Here is a 10,900-nt window from a genome sequence, read left to right on the forward strand (position 1 = left end):
CGTCGATGCCGGATTCCTTACGCTGCTGCACAGTGATCGGCGCGGGCGCGTCGGTGAGCGGGTCCACGCCGCCACCCGACTTCGGGAACGCGATCACTTCACGGATCGAATCCATTCCGGCGAGCAGTGCGGTAATGCGGTCCCAGCCGAACGCGATGCCGCCGTGCGGCGGTGCGCCGAAGGCGAAGGCGTCGAGCAGGAAGCCGAACTTCTCCTGTGCCTCGTCGTGTGAGATCCCCATCACCTCGAAAACGCGCTCCTGCACGTCCTTTCGGTGGATACGAATGCTGCCGCCACCGATTTCGTTGCCATTGCAGACGATGTCGTAGGCGTAGGCGAGCGCGGAACTGGGGTCGGAATCGAAGGTGTCCAGCGACTCCGGCTTCGGCGAGGTGAAGGCGTGATGCACGGCGGTCCATGCGCTGTAGCCGAGCGCGACATCACCACTGGCGGTCGCATCGCTGGTCGGCTCGAACATCGGCGCGTCGACGACCCAGACGAACGCCCATTCGTTCTCGTCGATCAGGTCCTGCTTGCGCGCGATCTCGCCGCGAGCGGCACCGAGCAGTGCCCGCATCGGCTTGGTCGCACCGGCGGCGAAGAAGATGCAGTCGCCGGGCTTCGCGCCGACGTGGTCGGCCAGGCCGGCACGCTCGCCGTCGGTGAGGTTCTTCGCGACCGGACCGGTCAGCTCCCCGTCCTCGCTGATGAGCACATACGCCAGGCCCTTCGCGCCACGCTGCTTGGCCCACTCTTGCCACGCGTCCAGCTGGCGCCGGGGCTGGCTCGCGCCGCCCGGCATGACGACCGCGCCCACGTACTCGGCCTGGAATACGCGGAAGGTGGTGTCCTTGAAGAACTCCATGCATTCGACGAGTTCGATGCCGAACCGCAGGTCGGGCTTGTCGCTGCCGTAGCGACGCATCGCGTCCGCGTAGGTCAGGTGCGGGATCGGCGTGGTGATGTCGTAGCCGATGAGCTTCCACAGGCCGACGAGAATCTCCTCGGCGAGCAGGATGACGTCCTCCTGGCGCACGAAGCTCATCTCGATATCGAGCTGGGTGAACTCCGGCTGCCGATCGGCGCGGAAATCCTCGTCGCGGTAGCAGCGGGCGATCTGGTAGTACCGCTCGATGCCGGCGACCATCAGCAGCTGCTTGAACAGCTGCGGGCTCTGCGGCAGGGCGTAGAAGCTGCCCGGCTGCAAACGGGCGGGAACGAGGAAGTCGCGGGCACCCTCGGGTGTGGACTTCGTGAGCGTCGGCGTCTCGACCTCGACGAAATCGTGACGCGCGAGTACCTCGCGCGCGGCGGCATTCACCTTGGAGCGCAAGCGAAGTGCCTTGCCGGGACCCTCGCGGCGCAGATCCAGGTAGCGGTGTTTGAGGCGGGCTTCCTCGCCGGGCTGCTCGTCGAGCTGGAACGGCAGCGGCGCGCTCTCGTTGAGCACCTCGAGTTCCTTGGCGTCGATCTCGATCGCGCCGGTGGGCAGTTCGGGGTTCTCGTTGCCGGCCGGGCGGTTCTCCACCACACCCGTGACCTTGATGCAGTACTCGGAACGGAGGCGGTGCGATTGCTCGGCGACCGCGCCCTCGCGGAACACCACCTGGGACACGCCGGAAGCGTCACGCAGATCGATGAAGATCACGCCACCGTGGTCGCGTCGTCGCGCAACCCATCCGGAGAGCGTCACCGTCTGTCCCGCATGCTCACTGCGGAGCGAGCCTGCCAAGTGGGTGCGCAGCACGAGAGTCCTTTCCAGATAGCCGTCACGGCGACATTCGCCGAATGCGATCCTACGGAGCGAACCGGGACGCGCCGCGCCCCGGTCCAAAGACGGAGGACTGATGACGTTCAACGATGGCGCACGCCTGGATCCGGGCCGGGTCTCGGTACGCGGCTCCGGCGGGCGTGGCCGCGGCGGCAAGATCGCCCTCGGCGGCGGCGCGGGCGGCCTGATCGTGCTCGTGCTGGTGTTGCTGCTCGGCGGCGATCCCTCATCGCTGCTGGGTTCGGAGGGCGGCGAGTCGGCACCGGGTGAGACAGGCACGCACACGTTGGAGCACTGCGTGACGGGCGCCGTCGCGAACACCGACGTCGATTGCCGGGTGCTGGGGACCGCGCAAAGCCTCGACTCCGTGTGGACGGACGAGCTGAGCGAGCAGACAGGTACCGCCTACGCAGCGCCAGAGGTGGCGGTATTCAACAATGCGGTTTCCACCGGCTGCGGCGAGGCGACCAGTGCCGTCGGGCCGTTCTACTGCCCCGCCGACCAGACGGCCTATTTCGACACTGCGTTCTTCGCCGAACTGGTGCGACGATTCGGCGCCAACGCGGGTCCGCTCGCACAGGAATACGTGGTGGCCCATGAGTTCGGCCATCACATACAGAATCAGCTCGGCGACATCCGCCGCGCACAAGCCGACCCCCGGGGCGCTACCTCGGGCGCGGTCCGCACGGAATTGCAGGCCGACTGCTACGCCGGTGTGTGGGCGCACTATGCCGACAAGACGCCCGCGCCGGACAGCAGCCAACCATTTCTGAAGCCGCTCACCGACGCCGACGTGGCAGACGCGTTGTCGGCCGCCTCCGCAGTTGGCGACGACCGGATCCAGCGCGCAGCTACCGGCCGGGTGAACCCGGAGGGTTGGACGCACGGCTCATCGGAGCAGCGTCAGCGCTGGTTCATGGCCGGCTACCGAACCGGGGAGGTCCGGACCTGCGACACGTACTCGGCTCGCAACCTCGACAACCCGCCTGCGTAAAGTCCGCGGCGCCAGAAGGTCTGGCCCCAGCACCATTGGCCGGGGCTCGACGTCTCCGCGTCACCCCTGTCCGCGCACGCTCACCAATTCGGCTCCGGCGGTGGGATGCCAGATTTTGGCGACCGAACGGCGAACAAGAAAGACCATCAGGATCGCGACGAGAGCGAATGCAGACGGATGTGCTTCCACGATCTACGAATCCCCCAGTAACACGTCAAACCTTATCGCGAAGTTGTTGTCCAGCAACGATATTCGTTTAACTTTCACCAATACCTACCACAGGCAAATCGAGCCCCCGGCGACATGATGTCGCCAGGGGCTCGATCGAAACCCAACCGCAGTGCGGCTTAGGAGACAGTCCAGGTCTCCTTGCCGGTGAGCAGGTTCTGCAGGGAGTCCGCGTTGATGGGCTTGGTTTGTGCGGCCTGGGCCAGCTGGGCTCGGGCACCGTCGTCGTAGGTCGGGCGAGCGACCTGACGGAAGATGCCGGTCACCACATGATCGAGGTTCTGATCCGACAACCGCGACAGCGCGTAGGCGTACTCGGGGTTGTCGCTGTAGGCGTCGTGCACCACGATCTGACCCGGTTCGACATCGGCGGTCTTGGCCACAGCCAGCCCGAACCCGTCGCGCACCACACAGAACTGACCCTCGGGCTCGGTCTCGGTGGCGCCGAACCGGATCGGTGCCCCGTGGGAGAGGCGGATCAAATGGTTCTCCGCGTCGTCCTTACGCAACACATCGAACGAGCCGTCGTTGAAGATCGGGCAGTCCTGCAGGATCTCCACAAACGACGCGCCCCGATGCTCGGCCGCCGCCCGCAGCACCTCGGTCAGGCCCTTACGGTCACTGTCGAGGGCGCGCCCGGCGAAGGTGGCCTCGGCCCCGAGTGCGAGTGACAGGGTGTTGAACGGCGCATCCACCGACCCCATCGGGGTCGACTTGGTGACCTTCCCGACCTCGCTGGTCGGCGAGTACTGGCCCTTGGTCAGCCCGTAGATCCGGTTGTTGAACAACAGGATCGTGATGTTCACATTCCGGCGCAACGCATGAATCAGGTGATTGCCACCGATCGACAGCGCGTCGCCATCGCCGGTCACGACCCACACCGAAAGATCCGGACGCGACACCGCCAAACCCGTGGCGATACTCGGGGCACGGCCGTGGATCGAGTGGATCCCGTAGGTGTCCAGGTAATACGGGAACCGGCTCGAGCAGCCGATCCCGGACACGAACATCATGTTCTCGCGCTTGAGCCCCAACTCCGGCAGGAACGAGCGCACGGTGGCCAGCACGACGTAGTCGCCGCAGCCGGGGCACCAGCGCACCTCCTGATCGGTGGTGAAGTCCTTCGCCTTGAGCGGGGTGTCGGTCACCGGGACATGCGCGTACGACGTCAGCCCCAGGTCGGCGCCCACCAGCGTGTTCTCGTGGTCGGTGATGGTCATCGGGTACCCCCATTGCTCCGGTACGTAGCCGCGGCCAACGCCCCGGAAGTCTTGGCCTGCTCCCACTCCGCGAGTGTCCCGTCCATTGCCGCGGTAATCACCCCGACCAACTCTTCGGACGAGAACGCAAGACCCATCATCTTGGTCACAGACTGCACATCCACCAGGTACTTCGCGCGCAGCAGCAGCGCCATCTGACCCAGGTTCATCTCCGGCGCCACCACCGTCTCGTAGCGCTTCAGCACCTCGCCCAGATTCGCGGGGAACGGGTTCATATGCCGCAGGTGCGCGTGCGCGACCTTCTTGCCCGCGCGCCGCGCACGGCGCACTGCCTCGCCGATCGGGCCGTAGGACGAGCCCCACCCGATCAGCAGCAGCTCCGCCTCCCCGCTCGGATCATCCACCTCGAGATCCGGAACCGTGATGCGGTCGATCTTGGCCTGCCGCAGCCGGGTCATCAGGTCGTGGTTGGCCGGGTCGTAGGAAATGTTGCCCGACCCGTCGGCCTTCTCCAGGCCACCGATCCGGTGCTCACGGCCCGGGGTGCCCGGCACGGCCAACGGCCGCGCCAGCGTTTCCGGATCCCGCGAGTACGGCGCGAACCCATGCTCATCCGGGTCGGTCGCGGGCTCGAATCCCGGATCGATCGCACCCAGATCCGACACGCTCGGGATCGACCACGGCTCGGAGCCGTTCGCGATCGCTCCATCGGACAGCAGCAGCACCGGGGTGCGGTACGTGAGCGCGATCCGGGCGGCCTCCACGGCGGCATCGAAGCAATCCGCCGGCGACTTCGGGGCGATCACCGCGACCGGGCACTCGCCATTACGGCCGAACATCGCCTGCAACAGATCCGACTGCTCGGTCTTGGTCGGCAAACCCGTCGACGGGCCGCCGCGCTGCACATCGATGATCAGCAGCGGCAACTCGGTCATCACTGCGAGACCGATCGCCTCGCTCTTCAACGCCAAGCCCGGACCCGACGTGGACGTCACGCCGAGGGATCCACCCAGCGCGGCACCCAGGGCGGCGCCGATACCGGCGATCTCGTCCTCGGCCTGGAACGTCGTCACGCCGAAATTCTTGTGCTTCGAGAGTTCGTGCAGGATGTCCGAGGCCGGAGTGATCGGATACGTGCCCACGAACACCGGCAGGTTGGCGAGCTGCCCCGCGGCGACCACGCCGTAGGCCAGGGCGGTGTTGCCGGTGATCTGGCGGTAGGTGCCCGCCGGCAGGGTCGCCTTGGCCACCTCGTAGGTGGAGGCGAACGCTTCGGTGGTTTCGCCGTAGTTCACGCCCGCCTTGAACGCGAGAATGTTCGCCTCGGCCACATCGGGCTTCTTCGAGAACTTCTCCCGCAGGAAGTCTTCGGTCGCGCCGACCGGCCGCGAATACATCCACGACAACAAACCCAGTGCGAACATGTTCTTCGCCCGGGCGCCGTCCTTCTTCGACACACCGGACGGCTCCACCGCACCCAACGTGAGGGTGGTCATCGCGACCTGATGCACCGTGAACTCGTCCAGCGAACCATCCGTCAGCGGGTCCGCCTCGTACCCGACCTTGGACAAGTTGCGCTTGGTGAACTCGTCGGTGTTCGCGATGATCGTCGCGCCGCGCGGCAAATCCGCGACATTGGCCTTCAACGCCGCCGGGTTCATCGCCACCAGCACATCCGGGTGATCACCCGCAGTCAGAATGTCGTAATCCGCGATCTGGATCTGGAACGACGACACCCCCGGCAGCGTGCCCTGAGGCGCCCGGATCTCGGCCGGGAAGTTCGGCTGCGTCGCAAGATCGTTGCCGAAAGCAGCAGCCTCATGAGTGAACCGATCACCCGTCAACTGCATGCCGTCACCGGAATCACCAGCGAAACGGATAACCACCCGCTCCAACTTGGTGGCCTGGGTTCCGGAAGTCATCGACACCAACCTTTCAACGAATAGTCAGACATGTGTCCAAACTTGTGTCCAAACTACCGAGCTCAAACTCGTTAACACAACTCTAACGGGCGCGAACATGTCTCGTTCGAGCGCATTCTCTGCAAGAATCCCTGCCCTCGACGCGGCCCAGGAGCGGCGCGATGCGCCGTCTTCGCTGCATGCGACCGCCTTTGCGGGCATTGCCAACATCCATCGCGACAATCCGATCGAGCGTTTCGCGCCCTAGCGGGGCCTCTCGCGATTTCCTTGTGATCTCGATCACGATGAATTCAACCACCCTGGATGCAGGCGGTCAGAAAAGCGTCGGTACCGAGATCGCCGGCAACGAATCGACCTTCGAAGCGCGATCCAATTGTGGTGGTGACGATCGGTCCCCGCTGAGTCCTTGGCGCGCTATCAGCGGGTCGATCCGAGCACGCAGCCAAGCTGAGTACTCGGGAGATACGTACGCTCCGCGGCCGTACAACTGCCGGTACCTGCGAACAAGCGCAGGATGCTCCTCGGCGAGCCAGGACAGGAACCAGCCGCGGGTACTCCCCCGCAGATGCATCGGGAACGCCGTCACGCCCGATGCCCCAGCGGCCGCGATGGCTTCGAGCAACTCGTCGAGATGCCGCTCGGAATCCGTGAGATACGGAATTACCGGCGCCACCATCACGTTCACCCGGAATCCCGCGTCGGCGAAGGTCCGGATCAGTTCGAGCCTGGCCTTCGGCGTCGGCGTACCGGGCTCCACCGCGTGCTGCAACTCCGGGTCGTGGATCGCCAGCGACACCGCGATGCCCACCTCGACCCGCTGGGCTGCCAGTGTCAGCAGCGACAGATCGCGCCGCATCAGCGTGCCCTTGGTCAGGATCGAGAACGGAGTCGCCGCCTCGGTGAGTGCCCGAATGATGCCGGGCATCAACCGGTAGCGGCCCTCCGCGCGCTGGTAGGGATCGGTGTTGGTACCGAGCGCCACCCGCTCGCGGTGCCACGAGCGACGAGCCAGTTCCCGGCGCAGCACCGCCGCGATGTTCGTCTTGACGACGATCTGCGAGTCGAAGTCGCGCCCGGCGTCCAGATCCAGATACTCGTGCGTTGGGCGCGCGAAGCAATACCGGCAGGCATGCGAGCACCCGCGCATCGGATTGATCGTCCACGCGAACGGGAGCCGCGATTCCGGAGGCACCTTGTTCAGCGCGCTCTTGCACAGCACCTCGTGAAAGGTGACGCCCTCGAACTCGGGGGTCGATACCGTTCGCACGAACCCGGCCCGATCCAGCCCCGGCAAGGCTCCGTCGTCGAGATCGACCCCCAACCCCTGCCATCGCACAACCCCGAGTCGAACACTCGTTCGACGCCGATGTCAAGAGGGCGGGCGGGTCGAGTTCACCGAACCGCGCTCGCCAGCCTCGGCTTGGAGAGTTCGCCCGCGCCGGAGTAGAAGTCGACGAGATCGGCGATGCTCTGCTCGCTGCTGCGCGGCGAGTAGCCCAGCTCCTTGCCGGCCTTCGTCCGGTCGACGACCGGCGAGTGCAGGATGGCGCCGAGCGACGCGCGCGAGAGGACATCGGAGCCGAACTTCGCGCCTATCGGCTCGAGGATCGGGACGACCGCGCCGAAGAAGCTCAGCGGCAGGGTAACCACCGGACCACGACGGCCCGTGCGACGCGCGGCCGCTCGCATCGCCTGGTAAATCGTCACCATCTCCCCGCCGAGTAGGTAGTTCTCTCCCGTACGGCCGTGCTCGGCCGCGAGAGTCAGGCCGATCGCCACGTCACGCACGTCCACCAGGTCGAACCCGCCCTGAATCATGGCAGGCACCCGGCCGCGGGCGGCGTCGCGCAGCAGACCGTTGATGCGGGAGGGGCCGTGATCGACAGGCCCGTAGACGCCGGTGGGGTTGCAGATCACCGCATCGAGGCCCTTGTCGATCACCTTGCGGAGCTCGACCTCACCGAACCACTTCGACCGGTCGTAGACGGGAATCTTCGGGTCGGTCGAGCGGGACGAGGTCTCGTCGATGAATCCGCCGGCGGCGTACTGATCGAACGAGTGGATGGAGCTGCAGTGCACCAGGCGACGCACGCCGGCGGCCAGCGCCGCCTCGGCAACGTTGCCGACACCGGTGGTGTTGATCCGCCAGGCGAGATCGTTGTTCTGGGCGAGCGTGATCATCGCGACGAGGTGGTAGACGATCTCGGCGCCTTCGAACGCGTCGCGCAGCGACTCCGGGTCGAGCACATCGGCACTCTTCCAGGTCACGAGATCGGACTGGATCGCATGGGCAGGCCGGACCCGGTCGATGGCAATGACCTCATGGCCCTGCTCGACGAGCCGATCGAGGAGGTTGGTTCCAACAAACCCGGCGGCACCGGTGACAGCGACCTTCATTCCACTCCCTGGGTACGGCCGTGATCCCGGCCACTGTTTCGCCCGAGGGTAGTAGAACTTGTTCTAATTTGAAACCTGTTCTAATTCAGCCGGTAGATCCGCACCCGCTCGATCCGCCGGCTCAGGGCATCGAACTCGAACAACGCGAGCCCATGCTCCCCGCCCGTCTCGATCGACACCGTCACCATCCGACCGGCCGCCAGCGTCTTGCCCCACCGCAGGTCCGGGAGGTCTTTCAGCAGTGCGGTCGCCGTTGCCGCGCCACCGCCGCCGGGGAGTTCCACCGCGGCGTCGGCAAGCATCCGATGAACGCCGACCTCGTCGAAACTCGCAATCGCGGTCAGCAGCTCGACGGCGAGTCGCTTCGCGCGCCTACCCACTCGGACGAAGCCACGAGAGAAGCCCAGCGCGCCCGACACGCCCTGATTACCCAGCAGCTGCGGGGTAAGCACGGCGACGGCCTTGGCGCCGGGCATGCCGGCGGATGCGAGCTGCAGAACCATCGATGGCAGCTCCCAATGCGCGAAGAGGCCACGCACGGCAAGCACGCCGTTGTCATCCGCGAGCTCGTAGCGCAGATGCATGGGAATGCGGATCTCGGCTCCGGTCGACATCCGGGTCGTCACATGCAGGTCGCGGACCACGGTGTCACCGCAGACGATGTCGTGGTCCACTGCGAACGTGATCTCGTTCGGCGCGATGAAGGTCTCGTAAAACCTGCCGATCGCCGCCCGCCCGACGTGGGGACGCGACCCGACCGGATCGTTCACCGCTGCGTCGGGCGCGAAAATATCGAGCCACGCCTCGCGGTCGTGCGCGGCGACCGCCGCGGGAGAACGTTCCACGAGCGCGATCAGATCCGTTGCAGTCACACCGGGCACACTAGAACATCGCGTTCACGAGTTTGCACACCTGTAGCCACGGGTAGAATTCCCGTGTGAGCAGGGCTGTCGTTCGCGCCGTTCTCATAGCGTGCACCGCCATCGTGGCCGTCCTCGTGCCGGCGCACCCCGCTGCCGCCGGCCCCTCCTCCTGGGTGGCCGCAGCATGCGGCTCACCACCGGACCCAGCCGAGATATCGCAGATCGAGTCGCACTCGGACACTGAAAACCCTGCCGAACGGCCCTACCCTGCCGAGGCTCGAAGCCGCGATCGCCAGGCATCACGAGATCACCGAAATCCTTGTCCGCCATCGTGATTGGCGTGGTACATTCGCGCTCGGCCTGGACGGCGTCGAACAGGCGGCCGTGCTGCCGCTGCAGCGGAATCCGGTCGCCTTCAACAATCCCGAATATGCCCATCGGATCAGCCTCGAACTGCTGCGCCGGTTCCTGGTAAATGTGCACGCCGAGTTCGGTTCCGGCGCCGTCGAACCGCACTGGGCACACTTCTTCGCCCTCGCACACAACTGCACCCTGTCGCCGGGACGCGTGGCGATGGCCGGATACAACGCACAGCTCACCGTCGACCTGTCCAATTCGGTCGCGGCGATCGGGTCCAGGCAAGAGAACGCCCCGGACTATTTCAAGATCGTCGACGCGATCGCGAGCAGCGGAAATCTCATCGTGGACCGCACCAAAGCCGTCTACGGTGCGGACCTCGGTCCGCTGTGGCGGTTCTACTTCGTCGGCGAAGGACTCGACACGCTGCTGGGCAAGGGGGTCGCTACCGATCCGCTGCTGCGGGCCGCCGATGCCGGTTTCAACGTCATCGTCTTCGGCAACGGCCTTGCCTTGCAGAATCCGAACCTACGCCCGGCGACGGAAATCGAGATCGACACGCTGTGGAATTCCGTCGATATCGCCATGCAAACCCTCGCCGACCTGCGCGCTCTCTAGCGTCGAGGCGCGCGATCGACGTTCTCCACCAACGTCACTCGGCTACTATTGCGCAGGCTCGGCACCGACTGCCGAGCACAGCCGCTGTGTGCGGCTACGACGGGGGCGTCGAGACATTGGGGGGAACATGAGTTCTGTCGAAGTGGTGCCCGCTGGAATCCGCGCGTACGCGGACACCAATCAGGCGATTGCCGCTCAACTCGCCAGCGCGGCCGGTTTCGACGCGGCCGAGAACGTGGCCGCCGCGACACCGGTCTTCGGTCTGATCGGCGCGGATTTCCTGGCGATGTTCGCCCTAGCGCAGGCCAATCACGCGCAGACAGTGGGCAAGCTTTCCGCGACGTTCAACGCGAGTTCCACTGCCGCACAGACGAACGCGGCCAGCTACGAAAACACCGACAACCAGCACGGCGCCTCGCTCGACAGCATCGCGGGAGGCCTGGCATGACCGCCCCGCAGCCCGGCGTGGCTGGGCCATTCGGCGCACCTGCTCAGCCGACGGTGCTCGATGCCCTGCGGGCGAGCCCTGT

General features: G+C 65.9%; 9 protein-coding genes. 3 read left to right on the forward strand and 6 right to left on the reverse strand.

The window, feature by feature from the left end:
* On the reverse strand, positions 1 to 1,747 hold a 1,747-nt coding region (aspS, locus tag A8G08_RS07075; protein WP_068272009.1), incomplete at its 3' end, for an aspartate--tRNA ligase.
* 100 nt (positions 1,748 to 1,847) lie between these two features.
* Here aspS and ypfJ point away from each other — a divergent pair.
* Positions 1,848 to 2,765 carry a KPN_02809 family neutral zinc metallopeptidase gene (gene ypfJ / locus A8G08_RS07080; RefSeq protein WP_068272012.1) on the forward strand — a complete coding sequence of 306 codons (918 nt, stop codon included), beginning with the start codon at positions 1,848 to 1,850 and terminating at the stop codon, positions 2,763 to 2,765.
* Positions 2,766 to 3,112: 347 nt separating this feature from the next.
* On the opposite strand, the gene A8G08_RS07085 is transcribed toward ypfJ, so the two are convergent.
* The 5 genes from A8G08_RS07085 to A8G08_RS07105 form a co-directional block, all read right to left on the reverse strand.
* The gene (locus A8G08_RS07085; RefSeq protein ID WP_068272015.1) at positions 3,113 to 4,213 is read right to left on the reverse strand and encodes a 2-oxoacid:ferredoxin oxidoreductase subunit beta; all 1,101 of its coding nucleotides are present in this window, start codon (positions 4,211 to 4,213) and stop codon (positions 3,113 to 3,115) included.
* Positions 4,210 to 6,135, reverse strand: coding sequence for a 2-oxoacid:acceptor oxidoreductase subunit alpha (locus A8G08_RS07090; RefSeq protein WP_068272019.1), 1,926 nt, complete (start codon positions 6,133 to 6,135; stop codon positions 4,210 to 4,212). Before A8G08_RS07090 ends, A8G08_RS07085 begins: the two co-directional genes overlap by 4 nt.
* A gap of 313 nt (positions 6,136 to 6,448) precedes the next feature.
* Positions 6,449 to 7,471, reverse strand: coding sequence for an Rv2578c family radical SAM protein (locus A8G08_RS07095; RefSeq protein ID WP_068272022.1), 1,023 nt, complete (start codon positions 7,469 to 7,471; stop codon positions 6,449 to 6,451).
* 56 nt (positions 7,472 to 7,527) lie between these two features.
* Positions 7,528 to 8,532 (reverse strand): NAD-dependent epimerase/dehydratase family protein, encoded by a 1,005-nt coding sequence (locus tag A8G08_RS07100; RefSeq protein WP_068272025.1) that lies wholly within the window; start codon positions 8,530 to 8,532, stop codon positions 7,528 to 7,530.
* A gap of 80 nt (positions 8,533 to 8,612) precedes the next feature.
* Complete coding sequence (locus A8G08_RS07105) at positions 8,613 to 9,404, reverse strand: nuclear transport factor 2 family protein (RefSeq protein ID WP_245672708.1); 792 nt, start codon at positions 9,402 to 9,404, stop codon at positions 8,613 to 8,615.
* Between the two features lie 306 nt (positions 9,405 to 9,710).
* On the opposite strand from A8G08_RS07105, the gene A8G08_RS07115 reads away from it, so the two are divergent.
* Together A8G08_RS07115 and A8G08_RS07120 are read left to right on the forward strand one after the other, a co-directional pair.
* On the forward strand, positions 9,711 to 10,370 hold the full coding sequence (locus A8G08_RS07115; RefSeq protein WP_245672709.1) for a DUF5995 family protein: 660 nt from the start codon (positions 9,711 to 9,713) through the stop codon (positions 10,368 to 10,370).
* A 127-nt stretch (positions 10,371 to 10,497) separates the two neighbouring features.
* A complete protein-coding gene (locus A8G08_RS07120; protein WP_068272037.1) occupies positions 10,498 to 10,818 on the forward strand; it encodes a type VII secretion target in 321 nt (106 codons plus the stop codon).
* Positions 10,819 to 10,900: the final 82 nt, after the last annotated feature.

Source organism: Aldersonia kunmingensis (assembly GCF_001646865.1).
Lineage (GTDB): Bacteria > Actinomycetota > Actinomycetes > Mycobacteriales > Mycobacteriaceae > Aldersonia > Aldersonia kunmingensis.